Raw genomic sequence first — 14,796 nt, 5'->3', positions numbered from 1 at the left:
CCAACCCCATGAAAAAGCCGGCTTGATTGCCGGCTTTTTCATGGGCGTCACTCGGGGGCGATGCTGATTGCTGCAGGCCGGCCGCGCTCGGGAAAGAACAGACGCTGCAGTTCGCTGCCCGGGCTTTCCGCACGCATGAAGGCTTCGCCGACCAGGAAGGCGTAGACCTCGTTGATTTCCATCAGCTCGACATCGGCGCGGTTGAGAATGCCGCTCTCGGTCACCACCAGGCGATCACGGGGAATGCGCGGCAGCAGGTCGAGGGTGGTTTCCAGACTGACATCGAAGGTGTGCAGGTTGCGGTTGTTGATACCCACCAGTGGCGTATCCAGGGTATTCAGCGCACGCTCCAGCTCCTCGCCGTCGTGCACCTCGACCAGCACATCGAGGCCGACATCCCTGGCCACGGAAGCCAGTTCGACCATGCGCGCGTCATCCAGGCAGGAGACGATCAGCAGCACGCAGTCGGCGCCCAGCGCACGGGCTTCGACGATCTGGTAGGGGTCGACCATGAAATCCTTGCGGATCACCGGCAACGAACAGGCCGCGCGGGCCTGCTGCAGATACTGGTCGGCGCCCTGGAAGAAATCGATATCGGTCAGCACCGACAGACAGGTGGCGCCACCGGCCTCGTAGCTGCGCGCGATTTCGGCAGGCACGAAGTCGGCACGCAGCACGCCCTTGCTCGGCGAGGCCTTCTTGATCTCGGCAATCACCGCCGGCCGCTTGCGCGCCGCCTGTTCCAGCAGCGCACGGGCGAAGCCTCGCGGCGCATCGGCACTGCGCGCAGCGGCCTCGAGTTCGGCGAGGCTGACCTGGGCACGACGCGCCGCCACTTCCTCGAACTTACGGGCGACGATCTTCTCCAGCACGGTTGGCACGCTCACCCTTCGTTCTCCTGTTTGAATACCGCGGTAAAGGACACCAGCTCTTCCAGCTTCTCGCGCGCCAGCCCGGTGTGCAGGGCGTCATGCGCCAGCGCGATGCCTTCGCGCAGGCTCTCGGCGTGGTCGGCGGCATAAAGCGCCGCGCCAGCATTGAGCACGATCATGTCGGCGGCCTTCTGGCCATTCTCGGTCTTGCGGCGGCCCAGTGCGTCGCGGATCAGCTCCAGCGACTGCTCGGCGTTGTCGACGGTCAGGCCGATCAGGCTCTGGCTCTTGATGCCGAAATCCTCGGGCTGGATACGGTACTCGCTGACCGTGCCGTCCTTGAGTTCGGCAACGAATGTGGGCGCAGCCAGACTGATCTCGTCCAGACCATCCTGCGCATGCACCACCAGCACGTGCTCGCTGCCCAGACGCTGCAGCACTTCGGCCATGGGCCGGCACAGCGCCTGACTGAACACGCCGATGACCTGATGGCGGGCGCCAGCCGGGTTGGTCATCGGGCCGAGCATGTTGAAGACGGTGCGCAGCCCCAGCTCGCGACGCGGACCGATGGCATGCTTCATCGCGCCGTGATGGGACGGGGCGAACATGAAACCGACGCCGACGCTCTCCACACAGCGCGCCACCTGCTCGGGCTTGAGGCCGAGGTAGACCCCGGCCGCCTCCAGCAGATCGGCGCTGCCGCTCTTGCCGGATACGGCGCGGTTGCCGTGCTTGGCCACCTTGCCGCCGGCCGCGGCGACAACAAAGGCGGCCGCAGTGGAGACGTTGAAGATGTTCATGCCGTCGCCGCCGGTGCCGCAGGTGTCGACCAGACGCTCGGCGTCGATCTTCACCGGCGAGGCCAGCTCGCGCATGACGCTGGCGGCGCCGACGATCTCGTCGATGGTCTCGCTCTTCATGCGCATGCCCATGAGGAAGGCGCCGATCTGCGCATCGGTGCACTGACCGGTCATGATCTCGCGCATGACCGACTGCATTTCCTCGGTGGTCAGATCGAGCTGGGCTACGATCCGGTTGAGGGCTTCCTTGATGTTCATGCGCGCACGCCTCCGGTCTGCTTGAGGAAGTTGGCGAAAAGTTCGTGGCCCTGCTCGGTGAGGATCGACTCGGGGTGGAACTGCACCCCCTCGATGTTCAGGGTCTTGTGGCGCAGCCCCATGATCTCGTCGACCGAGCCGTCTTCATGCTGGGTCCAGGCAGTGATTTCCAGGCAGTCCGGCAGGGTTTCGCGCTTGACCACCAGGGAATGATAGCGGGTCACGGTGAGCGGGTTGTTGAGGCCGGCGAACACGCCCTTGTCCTCGTGGAACACCGGGCTGGTCTTGCCGTGCATCACCTGGCGCGCGCGCACCACATCGCCGCCGTAGGCCTGGCCGATGCTCTGGTGGCCGAGACAGACGCCGAGAATCGGCAGCTTGCCGGCGAAATGCAGGATGGCCTCGATGGATACACCCGCCTCGGTCGGCGTGCACGGACCGGGCGAGACGACGATGCGCTCGGGCTTGAGCGCCTCGATCTCGGCGATGCTCAGCTCGTCGTTGCGAATCACATGGACATCGGCACCCAACTCGCCCAGGTACTGCACCACGTTGTAGGTAAAGGAGTCGTAGTTGTCGATCATCAAAAGCATGGTACGGCTCCTCTTATTCCTGGTCCTGGACGGCGGTCTGTTCGGCAAGTGCGACGGCGCGGAACATGGCGCGGCGCTTGTTCAGGGTTTCCTCCCACTCCAGCGCGGGCACCGAGTCGGCGACGATCCCGGCGCCGGCCTGCACGTGCAGCTCGCCGTCCTTGATCACAGCGGTACGGATGGCGATGGCGGTATCCATGTTGCCGTTCCAGGCGTAGTAGCCGACCGCGCCGCCGTAGACACCGCGCTTGACCGGTTCGAGCTCGTCGATGATCTCCATGGCGCGGATCTTCGGCGCCCCGGACAGGGTGCCGGCCGGCAGGATGGCACGCAGCGCGTCCATCGCCGACAGTTCGGGTTTGAGCTGGCCGGTGACGTTGGAAACGATGTGCATGACGTTGGAATAGCGTTCGATGACCATCTTCTCGGTCAGCCTCACCGAGCCGACCTGCGACACGCGACCGGTGTCGTTGCGCCCCAGGTCGATGAGCATCAGGTGTTCGGCGATTTCCTTGGCGTCGGACAGCAGATCCTCTTCCAGTGCCTTGTCCGCTTCCTCGCTGGCGCCGCGCGGGCGCGTACCGGCGATCGGGCGCACGGTAACCAGGCCGTCCTCGACACGCACCAGCACCTCGGGCGAGCTGCCGACCACATGGAAGTCACCGAAGTTGAAGAAGTACATGTACGGCGTCGGGTTGATGCAGCGCAGCGCGCGGTACAGATCGATCGGCGCGGCCTTGAACGGGATCGACATGCGCTGGGAGATCACCACCTGCATGCAGTCGCCGGCCAGGATGTATTCCTTGATCGAACGGACTGCTGCTTCGTAATCGTCCTGGCTGTAGCTGGAACGGAATGCCGGCTCCTCGCCCAGCGGCGCGGAAAGGTCCACCCCCAGGCGCGGAGTGATCGGCTGACGCAGCTTGTGCAGGATCTCGCGCAGGCGCGCATGGCCCTGCTCGAAGGCATCGGCCTCGGCCGGATCGACCAGCACGATGCCGTGCATCTTGCCGGCCAGGTTGTCGAATACCACCACGGCGTCGGAAACCATCAGCAGGATGTCCGGCGTACCCAGCGCGTCGGGGTTGACGCCCGCTGCCAGCTTGGGCTCGACGTAACGCACGCTGTCATAGCCGAAGTAGCCCACCAGACCACCGTTGAAGCGCGGCAGGCCGGCGATGGTCGGCACCTTGTAGCGCGCCTTGAACTGCTCGACGAACTCCAGCGGGTCGGCACACTGGTGACGCTCGACCTCGACGCCGTCGGTGCTGACCACGACATCATGGCCATGAACGCGCAGCACGGTACGCGCCGGCAGGCCGATGATCGAATAACGACCCCACTTCTCGCCGCCCTGCACCGATTCGAGCAGGTAGGAGTTGGGCGCGTCGGCCAGTTTCAGGTAGATGGACAGCGGCGTGTCGAAATCCACCAGGGTTTCGCAGGCCAGCGGGATGCGGTTGTAGCCTTCGGCGGCTAAACGCAGGAATTCTTCATGGGTCATGATCAGCCTCATGGCTCGGGGAAAACGGTCGGGTGCAAACGGGCCGCGCGCGGCGGCAGGACGAAATCAGGCGCGCCAGCGCCAACGGGCCAGAGCCTTGATGACCTTCATCCAGAGTTTGCAGCTAACCACCACGGTGCGATCTCGACAGGCGGGGTAAAAGGAGAGCGGCCACGGTAGCGCAGCCGCTCGGCCTAAGCAACCATCAGAGTAGTTCGGCGAGGTTATCCACCACCAGGCTCGGTTTTTCTTCGGCGATCGGTCGGCCGTGGTTATAACCGTAGCTGACCGCGACACAGGGCACGCCTGCGGCGTGAGCGGCCAATACGTCGTTGCGCGAATCACCGATAAACAGCGATTGCGTCGCCTCGACGCCCGCCAGGCGCATGATCTGCAGCAACGCAGCGGGGTCGGGCTTTTGCTGCGGCAGGGTGTCACCGCCGATGATCCAGCGGAAGTAGCCGCCGAGGCCGACCTGCTCCAGCAAAGGAGCAACGAAACGCTCCGGCTTGTTGGTCACCACCGCCAGCTCCACCGCCGCTGTGCTCAGGGCTTCGAGCAGCTCGTGCACACCCGGGTAGAGCGCCGTCAGCTCGTGACAGTCGGCATAGATATCGAGAAAGCGCGCCAGCGCTTCCTCTGTTTCGCTCTCGCCTACCGCCGAATGATCCAGAGCGCCAGCAAGAGCACGCCGAACCAGCACGCGGGCGCCGTTGCCGACCCACTGGCGAACCTGCTCCACACCCGCCGGAGCGCGCCCCAGCTCGACCAGCATGCGGTCCACCGCTGCGGCCAGGTCCGGCACCGAGTCGATCAGCGTGCCGTCCAGATCGAACATCACCAGGCGCGGCAGCTCACCGGCGCACAGCGCGCGCAGCGGCTTCATCCACGCACCTGGGCCAGTTCGGCGCGCATGGCATCGATCACGGCCTTGTAGTCCGGCTGGTTGAAGATGGCCGAGCCGGCGACGAAAGTGTCGGCGCCCGCCTCGGCGATCTGGCGGATGTTCTGCACGTTGACGCCGCCGTCGATCTCCAGGCGGATTTCGCGACCGCTGGCATCGATCAGCGCACGCGCTTCGCGCAGCTTGTCGAGGGTGCCGGGGATGAACTTCTGCCCGCCGAAACCGGGGTTGACGCTCATCAGCAGGACCATGTCGACCTTATCCATCACGTACTTGAGCACGTCCAGCGGGGTAGCCGGGTTGAACACCAGACCGGCCTTGGCGCCGCCGCTCTTGATCAGCTGCAGCGAGCGGTCGATGTGCTCGGACGCTTCCGGATGAAAGGTGATGTACGAGGCACCGGCCTCGATGAAGTCACCGATGATGCGATCCACCGGCTTGACCATCAGGTGCGCGTCGATGGGCGCGGTGATGCCGTACTTGCGCAGCGCCGCGCAGACCATCGGGCCGATGGTCAGATTGGGCACATAGTGGTTGTCCATGACATCGAAATGCACGATGTCCGCCCCGGCGGCGAGTACGTTGTCCACTTCCTCACCCAGACGGGCGAAGTCGGCGGAAAGGATCGACGGGGCGATGGCGAAGGGTTGCATGGCGCACCTCTGAGTGCTTGATCACGGTGGCGCGCATTGTAGCGGCTAGACGACCATCTCGCAGCGCCGCCTGACGGCGGCGCGCGCAAATGCCTCAGATGCCGCCAAGACAGAGATATTTGATCTCCAGATACTCATCCAGCCCGTACTTGGAGCCTTCACGGCCCAGGCCGGAGGCCTTGATGCCGCCGAACGGCGCCACTTCGTTGGAGATCAGCCCGGTGTTGATACCGACCATGCCGTACTCCAGCGCCTCGCCGACCCGGAAGGCACGGCCCAGGTCACGGGTGTAGAAGTAGCCGGCCAGACCGAACTCGGTGTCGTTGGCCTGGCGGATCACCTCGGCCTCGTTGCTGAAACGGAACAGCGGCGCCAGCGGGCCAAAGGTTTCCTCACGGGCGACCCGCATGTCCGGCGTCACATCGACCAGTACGGTGGGCGCGAAGAAATTGCCGCCCAGCGCCTGGCCGCCCTGCAATACCTTTGCGCCCTTGCCCAGTGCATCGGCCAGATGTGCCTGCACCTTGGTCACGGCATTGGCGTCGATCAGCGGGCCGGTGGTCACACCGGCTTCAGTGCCGTGGCCGACCTTGAGCCCTGCCACCGCTGCCGCCAGCTTCTCGGCGAAGGCGTCATACACGCCATCCTGCACGTAGATGCGGTTGGCGCAGACGCAGGTCTGCCCGGCATTACGGTATTTGGCGACCATGGCGCCCTCGACCGCCGCATCCAGATCGGCGTCATCGAAGACGATGAACGGCGCGTTGCCGCCCAGCTCCAGGGACAGCTTCTTCAGGGTTGGCGCGCACTGCTCCATCAGCTTGATGCCGACGCCGGTGGAGCCGGTGAACGACAGCTTGCGCACGATGGGGTTGGCGCACAGCTCGGCGCCCACCTCACGAGAGCGCTCGGCATCGGCCGGCAGCACGCTGAACAGCCCGGCCGGAATGCCGGCACGTTCGGCCAGCACCGCCAGCGCCAGGGCGCTGAACGGAGTCTGCGGCGCCGGCTTGAGGACCATGGCGCAGCCGGCAGCCAGGGCCGGGCCGGCCTTGCGGGTGATCATCGCCGCGGGGAAGTTCCACGGGGTGATCGCCGCCGTCACGCCAACGGGCTCCTTGGTCACGATCAGGCGCTTGTCGGCCTGGTGGCCGGGAATGGTATCGCCGTAGACGCGCTTGGCTTCCTCGGCGAACCACTCGATGAAGGAGGCGGCGTAGAGCACTTCGCCGCGGGCCTCGGGCAGTGGCTTGCCCTGTTCGGCGGTCATGATCTGCGCCAGGTCCTCCTGGTTGGCGAGCATCAGCTCGTACCAGGTACGCAGGCGCGCCGCACGCTCCTTGGCGGTCAGCGCGCGCCAGGCCGGCTGTGCGGCCTGGGCGGCCTCGATGGCGCGGCGGGTTTCGTCCGCGCCCAGGTTCGGCACATGGCCCAGGGACTCGCCGTTGGCCGGGTTCAATATTTCAGTGACGCTGCCGTCGGGTGCATCGCACCACTGGCCGTCGATATAGGCCTGGTGGCGCAGCAGATCGGGATCGTTGAGTTGCATGGATCGTTCCTCACGCCAGGGCCTTTCCGCCCTGGCGGTACTGATGGGTTGAACAGGGTCACTCGCCTGGCGGCAGATCCTTGGTGAAGGTCTGGTCGTTCTCGCCGCGGAACATCTGCGCCCCGTAGATCAGCGCGCACAGGCCGACGCCGATGGCAAAGGCCCAACCGGCGCCCTTGATCGCCAGCACCGCGCCGATCACACCGGCGATGCCCAGGTCACGCTGGCTGCGCGCTTCCATGATGCCCAGACGGACGCTGACGTAGCCCTGGATCAGCAGGGTCAATGCCAGCGCCACACCCAGGATCGGCTGCACCAGAGTTACCACCGGCAGCAGCAGCAGGCCGGTATTGGTGCCCCAGCGGAAGGAGCCGACACCACCGTAGATGGACTTCATGGCCTTGGCGCCGCCCTTGAAGCGCTCGGTAATAACCACCTGCATGGCCGACCACTGCGGGCCGCACATGGCCACGTCGGGACCGAAGATGCTCATGAAGGCGTTGCGCCCGCCGAAGATCAGGTGCGAACGGTTGGGGTTGAAGTCGACCTTCTCGTCACGGCGCAAATGGTCCGCCTCGGAAAGGATCGCCTTGGCGCCGAGCACGTCGCCAAACACCACCAGATAAGCGGCAAACACGGTAGGGATGGCGGTGACGAACATCATCAAAGGCGGCATGCCCAGGCCGAATACGGTGTACTCGTTCCACAGGGTAACGAAGTCCGGCTTGCTGATGCCCCACTCGATGTTCGGCCAGGACGCCTCGCCGAAGATCGGCGCGACGAACACCGCCAGCAGGATGATGGGGAAGATCCCCAGCTTGGCGAAGTTCCACCAGAAACGGCTGCGTTTCTTCAGCTCCTGGAAGTGGATGGAGAACACCAGGTAGAAGGCGATGCCGATGGCAATGGAAATGGTCCAGGGGAAGCTGTCGAATCGACCGCCTTCCTTGAATACGGTGACCACCGCACTGAGGCCGGCGCCCATGATGATGCCGGCCTTCAGTGCCGAGGGCACCAGCGATACCACCTTGCGCGCCATCCCCGTCATGCCCAGGCCGATGGAAAATATCCCCAGCATCAACTGGAAGGCAATCAGCGCATGCACCCGCTCAGGGCCCTCCGGGAACTGGCTGCAGTAGGCCATCAGCAGAGGGATCGCCGGGGTGATCCAGCCCGGCACCACCGGGTCGCCCAGCAGATGGTGAGTCAGGTACAGCAGGCCGTTGAGCATGACCACCGCCAGCGCCACCTCGAAAGGCATGCCGAGGAATTCGGTCATCAGCGGGATGGCCGCCAGATCCACCGCGCACATGAGCAGGCCCTGCATGTAGTCGGAGATCTCGAAGCGGTAGTGAATGAAAGGCAGACGTACCTTGAATGGCCCCACCGGCCAGTACGGGGCTTCGACGCCCAGGTCTTGTTGATGCAGTTCGGACATTTGAATTACCCAGCTTTATTAGAGTTGTAAGCAGCGAGCCCCGACATGGCCGGGGCTGTTGGTCATAGGCTGTGAAAAGCGATCAGTAGGCAGCGCGGTAGATCTGCTCGATGTCACCGGCAGTCAGACGACGCGGATTGTTGCGCATCAGACGGTCGATCTTGCTGGCCTCCTCGGCCATGGCCGGGATGGCGTCCTCGGGCACGCCGAAGCTGCGCATACCCTTGGGAATGTCGACGCTGGCGCAGAGTTCAGCCATCGCCTCAACGGCCAGATCGGCGGCGGCCTTGTCGCTTAGGCCGTGAGTCGGCACGCCCAGGGCAGTGGCGATCTCGGCCATGCGTTCGACACAGGCCAGCTTGTTCCAGGCCATCACGTACGGCAGCAGCAAAGCGTTGCTGACGCCATGAGCGATGTTGAAGCGCCCGCCCAGCGGATAGGCCAGGGCGTGCACGGCGCCGACCCCAGCGTTGCCGAAGGCCATGCCGGCCATCAGGCTGGCGGTGGCCATGTCTTCACGCGCCTGCAGATCGGCCGGGTTGGCGTAGGCCTTGGGCAGCGCCTTGGCGATCAGCCTGATGGCGCCGATGGCCAGGGCATCGGTGATCGGCGAGGCATTGACAGACAGATAGGACTCCACGGCGTGCACCAGAGCATCGACACCGCTGGCGGCGGTCACGCCACGCGGGCAGGTCAGGGTCATCACCGGGCTGACCAGGGCCACATCAGGCAGCAGGTAGTCGCTGACGATGCCCTTCTTCAGCTGAGCCTTCTTGTCGGACAGGATCGATACGTTGGTCACTTCCGAACCGGTGCCGGCAGTGGTCGGAATGGCGATCAGCGGCGGGCCCTTGCGCTTGACCTGGTCGACACCGAACAGCTCCTCCAGGGCACCGTCATGACCGACGTAGCCGGCCACCGCCTTGGCGATGTCGATGGCGCTGCCGCCGCCCACACCGATCAGGCCATCATGACCGCCGTCGCGGTAGACCTTGGCGCAGGCTTCGACGATGGCGATCTCAGGCTCCGGCTCGACGCCGTCGAAGATGCCGTAGGCACGCTCGCCGAGCTGCTTGAGCACGTGATCCACGGTGCCGGATTTGATCAGGATGGCGTCGGTGACGATCAGTGGATTGTCGATCTTCAGGCGGGGCAGTTCGTGCGCCAGCTGCTCCACGGCACCCTGGCCGGTCAGCAGCTTATTGGCGATCTTGAATGCAGCAATACTCATCAGCAGGCCCTTTTTATACGGTGTTTCGCTGAACGGGTTCGGGCCCTCCCATTAGCGATTCCTGTGCCAGCTCGCGCAAACCCTTGCCGTAGAAGGCTTGCGGCGTTTTGTCACAGACCAGCCCAGCGCGATCCTGATTGATAAATCAATCAGAAGACCGAGTTTCGATCCATTTTTCAATCAACCCTGTTCCCAGCGCTTCATCTTCTGCACCAGGGTCGCCTGGCTGAGGCCAAGCGCTTTGGCGGCCTCGCGGGTGGTCTTGTGTTGCACCAGCGCCTTGCCGATCAGGCGCCGTTCCAGATTCTCCACCTGCTTGCGCAGCGGTAGCAGATGGTCGTCAGCTCCGTCGAGGCGTGCCGTACGCACCTCCTCCGGCAGATCGAACAACTCGATGGTCTCGCCGGCGCAGGTAACCACAAGGCGCTCGACCAGGTTGATCAACTCACGGATGTTGCCCGGCCAGGCATATTCGGTGAGCGCGTCCAGAGCTTCCAGGCCCCAGGTCAGCGAGCGCCCATGGCGCTGGTTGAATTCGGCAAGATAGAACTGGAGCAGCGGCTGAATTTCATCGGCCCGCTCGCGCAGAGCGGGAATATGGATAGGTACCACGTTCAGTCGGTAGTAAAGGTCGGCCCGGAAGCGCCCTTCGGCGACCATCCTGCGCAGGTCGTGGTGGGTAGCGGTGATGATGCGCACGTCCACCTCTTTCAGCTCCAGCCCGCCGACCGGGATGAAACGGCTTTCCTCGATCACCTTGAGCAGCTTGACCTGCAATGCCAGCGGCAGATCGCCGATCTCGTCCAGAAACACCGTGCCCTGGTTGGCCAGCTCCAGCAGACCGCGCTTGCCCTTGCGGCCGGCGCCGGTGAAGGCGCCCGCGACGTAACCGAACAGCTCGGCCTCGATCAGGTTCTCCGGCAGCGCGCCGCAGTTGAGCGCCAGGAACGGCTGCGCCGCACGCGGGCTGCTCTTGTGGATGTACTGGGCGATCAGCGTCTTGCCAACACCGGTTTCGCCCTGCAGAAGCACCTTCACGTCACTGCTGGCGACCTGCCGCGCCTGGGCGAAAACGCGTCCTGACGCCGGCAGGCTGGCCACGGGAGAGGCATGCAGCAAGTCGTCGCGCTGACCGGCGTGCAGCTTCGCCGTGCTGTTGCGCAGCTGTTTCAGCTGCTGCAGCTCGTCGCGTTCGTGCTTGATGCGCAACAGCTCGGTCATGTCCCGGACGGTGCTGACCACGTAACGCACCTTGCCGTCCTCGGAGAAGATCGGCGTGCCGCTGACCAGCAGGCGCTTGCCCTGACTGACGCTCTGCATCAGCGACAGCGCCTTGCCTTCCTTGAGCACTCGCAGCGATACCGACTGCGAGATGACGCCCTGCTCCACCAGTTCCTGCATGTGCCGGCCAACCACGTCCTCGCTGCGCAGCCCGGTCAGCCGCTCGTAGGCGCTGTTGATCTTGAGGGTGAGGCCGTCGGCATCGGTGATGTAGAGGCCATCGTGCAGCGCATCGATCAGCTCGCGAAATTCGGGATCATCGAAATCCATCAGGCCGCCCTGTTACAGAGAAGAAACTGCACATTCTACGCCCGGAAACGACGAAGGCCCCGCAGGTTTCCCGACGGGGCCTTCTGCCCTGATGCGACGAAACTTATTCCGGAGTCGAGGTGCGCAGCTTCTCGCTACGCCCGCGCAGCCATTCCAGGGTCAGCAGCAACAGGATGGAGAAGCCGATCAGCAGGGTCGCTGCGGCGGCGATGGTCGGCGACAGGTTCTCGCGGATACCGCTGAACATCTGCCGCGGCAGGGTGGCCTGCTCGGGACCGGCGAGGAACAGGGTCACCACCACTTCGTCGAACGAGGTGGCGAAGGCGAACAGCGCACCGGAAATCACCCCCGGCGCGATCAGCGGCAGGGTCACGCGGCGGAAGGCAGTCAGCGGCGAGGCGCCGAGGCTGGCGGCAGCGCGCACCAGGTTGTGGTTGAAGCCCTGCAGGGTCGCCGACACGGTGATGATGACGAACGGCACGCCGAGCACCGCGTGGACCAGGATCAGCGACAGGTAGCTGTTGCCCAGCCCCAGCGGGGCGAAGAACAGGTAGCTGGCGACACCGATGATCACCACCGGCACGATCATCGGCGAAATCAGCAGGCTCATCACCAGCGCCTTGCCACGGAACTCGCCACGGGTCAGGCCGATGGCCGCCAGGGTGCCGAACACCATGGCCAGCAGCGTGGCGGCCGGGGCGACGATCAGGCTGTTCTTCAGCGAGCGCATCCAGTCCGCAGACATGAAGAAGTCCTCGTACCAGCGCAGCGAAAAGCCCTGCAGCGGATAGACCAGGAAGGTGCCCGAGTTGAACGACAGCGGCACGATCACCAGCACCGGCAGGATCAGGAACAGCAGTACCAGGGCGCAGAGGATGCGCAGGCCGTAGTACCAGAGACGCTCGATGGGTGACATGTAGGGGCTGAGCATGCTGTGACTCCATTTAGCTTTTAGCCCCCCTCTGCCGCTTGCGGGAGAGGGGTTGGGGGAGAAGGCAGGTAAAAAGCCACCCTCTCCCCTGAATGGGAGAGGGTCATCAGATGGCCTGCTGCGCAGACCGTGTTTTAGCCAAGCCTCAGCTTGCTGGCGCCGACCAGCCAGCTGTACACCACATAGAGCACCAGGGTCGCGGCCAGCAGCAGGCCGCCAAGAGCGGTGGCCATGCCCCAGTTGATGGTGGTGTTGGTGTAGAAGGCGACGAAGTAGCTGATCATCTGGTCGTTCGGGCTGCCCAACAGCGCCGGGGTGATGTAGTAGCCGATGGACAGGATGAACACCAGCAGGCACCCGGCGCCGACACCGGCCAGAGTCTGCGGGAAATACACCCGCCAGAAGCTGGCGAACGGGTGACAGCCGAGCGATACCGCCGCACGCATGTAGCTGGGCGAGATGCCCTTCATCACGCTGTAGATCGGCAGGATCATGAACGGCAGCATGATGTGCACCATCGCCACGTATACGCCGCTGCGGTTGAACACCAGCTGCAGCGGTTGCTCGATGATGCCCAGCGACATCAGCGCGCTGTTGATCAGACCGCCCGACTGCAACAGCACGATCCAGGCCGCCACACGTACCAGAATCGAGGTCCAGAACGGCAACAGCACCAGAATCATCAGCAGGTTGCCCTGACGGGTCGGCAGGTTGGCCAGCAGATAGGCCAGGGGGTAGGCCAGCACCAGGCAGATGACGGTGATCACCAGGCTCATCCAGAAGGTGCGGGCGAAGATATCCAGGTAGATGGCCTGATCCGGCGTGGCCTTGGCCAGTTCGCCGAGGTCGTCGATGCGATGATCGAGTGCGGCCAGCAGGTAGTACGGCGTCACCGACGACGCATTACGGCGGATCACCTGCCAGTAGGCGGGGTCGCCCCAGCGCTCGTCCAGATCGAGGAAGGCTTCCTGATAGGAGGCCGGCTCCTCGCGCAGCGGCAGCTTGCGTGCGGTGCTGCTGACCAGGCTGCGGAACCCGGCCAGCTCCATGTTCAGGCGCTTGGACAGATCGCCCAGGCTCTGATTGCGGCGCGCCTCGACGATGTCCGCGGCAATGGCCTGGTACACCGACTCATCCGGCAGACCGCGGCCATCCCAGACGGCGATCGCCTCGACGGTACGCGGCAGACTGCCGACCACTTCCGGGTTGTCCATGCTGCGCATGAGCAGCGCGCCGATGGGCAGCAGGAAAGTCAGCAGGAGGAACAGCAACAGCGGCAGGATCAACGCCTTGGATTTCAGGCGGTTGAAACGCTCGGCACGGGCCAGACGCTGCTTCAGGTTCGACCCGGGCAATTCGCTGGCAGGCAGTACGGCGGCCATGGACAACTCCGCAAGCAAGAAGAAAATTCAGACGACCCCGCCGCAGGGCGGGGCCGGATAGGCGACTTAACGCGCAGCCCAGGCGTTGAAACGTTGCTCCAGCTGCTCGCCGTAGTCAGCCCAGAAGGTCACGTCGATGGCGACCTGGTTGGCGATGTTTTCCGGCGTGGTCGGCATCAGGCTCAGACGCTCCGGTGCCAGCAGGTCGATGGCCTGCTTGTTGGCCGGACCGTAGGCGATGTTCTCCGAGTAGCTCTTCTGCGCTTCGGGCTGAACGGTGAAGGCGGCGAACTTCTTCGCCAGTTCCACGTTCTTGGCTCCACGCGGGATGGCCCAGGAGTCGAAGTCGTAGATACCGCCGCTCCACACCACCTGCAGGTTGCTCTCGCCCTGCACCGCGGCGATACGGCCGTTGTAGGCGGAGCTCATCACCACGTCACCGGACACCAGGTACTGCGGCGGCTGGGCACCGGCTTCCCACCACTGGATGCTGGGTTTGAGTTCATCGAGCTTCTTGAACGCACGGTCCTGGCCTTCCTTGGTGGCCAGCACCTTGTACACGTCCTTGACCGGCACACCGTCGGCCATCAGAGCGAACTCCAGGGTGTACTTGGCGCCCTTGCGCAGGCCGCGCTTGCCCGGGAATTTGTTCACGTCCCAGAAGTCGGCCCAACCGGTCGGCGCGACACTGAGCTTGTCAGCGTTGTAGGCCAGTACCGTGGACCAGACGAAGAAACCCACGCCGCACGGCTGGATGGCACCTTCGATGAAATTGTCCTCATCGCCGAACAGCGCCGGGTCGAGTTCTTCGAACAGGCCTTCGTCACAACCGCGGGCCAGCTCCGGCGACTCCACTTCCACCAGATCCCAGCTCACACTGCGGGTATCGACCATGGCTTTGACCTTGGCCATTTCACCGTTGTATTCGCCGCCCAGCACCTTGTTGCCGGTTTCCTTCTCGAAAGGTTCGTAGAACGCCTTGATCTGCGCCGCCTTGTTCGCGCCGCCGAAGGAAACCGCTGTCAGATCCACCGCCAATGCCGGCATGGCGCAGCTTACGCCCAGGGCCAATGCCGCCAGCTTCAGGGATTTCTTCATTCTTATCAGCTCCTCTGTGTTACGGGGTAAAG

General features: G+C 64.3%; 13 protein-coding genes. All 13 read right to left on the bottom strand.

All coding sequences use genetic code 11. The features are described from left to right. Nucleotides 1-47: 47 nt before the first annotated feature. Nucleotides 48-887: an indole-3-glycerol phosphate synthase TrpC gene (gene trpC, locus OEG79_RS02790; RefSeq protein WP_264147364.1), complete on the bottom strand. Its 840-nt coding sequence runs from the start codon at nucleotides 885-887 to the stop codon at nucleotides 48-50. Next, the gene (gene trpD / locus OEG79_RS02785) at nucleotides 884-1,930 is read right to left on the bottom strand and encodes an anthranilate phosphoribosyltransferase (protein WP_264147363.1); all 1,047 of its coding nucleotides are present in this window, start codon (nucleotides 1,928-1,930) and stop codon (nucleotides 884-886) included. Before trpD ends, trpC begins: the two co-directional genes overlap by 4 nt. Then, nucleotides 1,927-2,523: an aminodeoxychorismate/anthranilate synthase component II gene (locus OEG79_RS02780; RefSeq protein WP_179543870.1), complete on the bottom strand. Its 597-nt coding sequence runs from the start codon at nucleotides 2,521-2,523 to the stop codon at nucleotides 1,927-1,929. Before OEG79_RS02780 ends, trpD begins: the two co-directional genes overlap by 4 nt. A 13-nt stretch (nucleotides 2,524-2,536) precedes the next feature. After that, nucleotides 2,537-4,027 (bottom strand): anthranilate synthase component I, encoded by a 1,491-nt coding sequence (trpE, locus tag OEG79_RS02775; RefSeq protein WP_264147362.1) that lies wholly within the window; start codon nucleotides 4,025-4,027, stop codon nucleotides 2,537-2,539. Between the two features lie 205 nt (nucleotides 4,028-4,232). After that, nucleotides 4,233-4,913 (bottom strand): phosphoglycolate phosphatase, encoded by a 681-nt coding sequence (locus OEG79_RS02770; protein ID WP_318840828.1) that lies wholly within the window; start codon nucleotides 4,911-4,913, stop codon nucleotides 4,233-4,235. Continuing rightward, nucleotides 4,910-5,584 (bottom strand): ribulose-phosphate 3-epimerase, encoded by a 675-nt coding sequence (rpe, locus tag OEG79_RS02765; RefSeq protein ID WP_264147361.1) that lies wholly within the window; start codon nucleotides 5,582-5,584, stop codon nucleotides 4,910-4,912. The genes OEG79_RS02770 and rpe overlap by 4 nt, the downstream gene beginning before the upstream one ends. 94 nt (nucleotides 5,585-5,678) lie before the next feature. Next, the gene (gene gabD, locus OEG79_RS02760; RefSeq protein ID WP_264147360.1) at nucleotides 5,679-7,133 is read right to left on the bottom strand and encodes an NADP-dependent succinate-semialdehyde dehydrogenase; all 1,455 of its coding nucleotides are present in this window, start codon (nucleotides 7,131-7,133) and stop codon (nucleotides 5,679-5,681) included. 58 nt (nucleotides 7,134-7,191) lie between these two features. Beyond that, nucleotides 7,192-8,571, bottom strand: coding sequence for a DUF3360 domain-containing protein (locus tag OEG79_RS02755; RefSeq protein WP_264147359.1), 1,380 nt, complete (start codon nucleotides 8,569-8,571; stop codon nucleotides 7,192-7,194). A gap of 82 nt (nucleotides 8,572-8,653) precedes the next feature. Then, nucleotides 8,654-9,802: an iron-containing alcohol dehydrogenase gene (locus OEG79_RS02750; RefSeq protein ID WP_264147358.1), complete on the bottom strand. Its 1,149-nt coding sequence runs from the start codon at nucleotides 9,800-9,802 to the stop codon at nucleotides 8,654-8,656. Between the two features lie 180 nt (nucleotides 9,803-9,982). Further along, a complete protein-coding gene (locus tag OEG79_RS02745) occupies nucleotides 9,983-11,353 on the bottom strand; it encodes a sigma-54 interaction domain-containing protein (protein ID WP_264147357.1) in 1,371 nt (456 codons plus the stop codon). A 103-nt stretch (nucleotides 11,354-11,456) separates the two neighbouring features. After that, on the bottom strand, nucleotides 11,457-12,284 hold the full coding sequence (locus tag OEG79_RS02740; protein ID WP_264147356.1) for an ABC transporter permease: 828 nt from the start codon (nucleotides 12,282-12,284) through the stop codon (nucleotides 11,457-11,459). A 134-nt stretch (nucleotides 12,285-12,418) separates the two neighbouring features. Then, complete coding sequence (locus OEG79_RS02735) at nucleotides 12,419-13,666, bottom strand: ABC transporter permease (RefSeq protein WP_264147355.1); 1,248 nt, start codon at nucleotides 13,664-13,666, stop codon at nucleotides 12,419-12,421. A 66-nt stretch (nucleotides 13,667-13,732) separates the two neighbouring features. After that, nucleotides 13,733-14,764, bottom strand: coding sequence for an ABC transporter substrate-binding protein (locus OEG79_RS02730; protein ID WP_264147354.1), 1,032 nt, complete (start codon nucleotides 14,762-14,764; stop codon nucleotides 13,733-13,735). Nucleotides 14,765-14,796: the final 32 nt, after the last annotated feature.

Source organism: Pseudomonas sp. Z8(2022) (genome assembly GCF_025837155.1).
GTDB lineage: Bacteria > Pseudomonadota > Gammaproteobacteria > Pseudomonadales > Pseudomonadaceae > Aquipseudomonas.
This window is presented reverse-complemented; position numbering and strand designations above follow the sequence as displayed.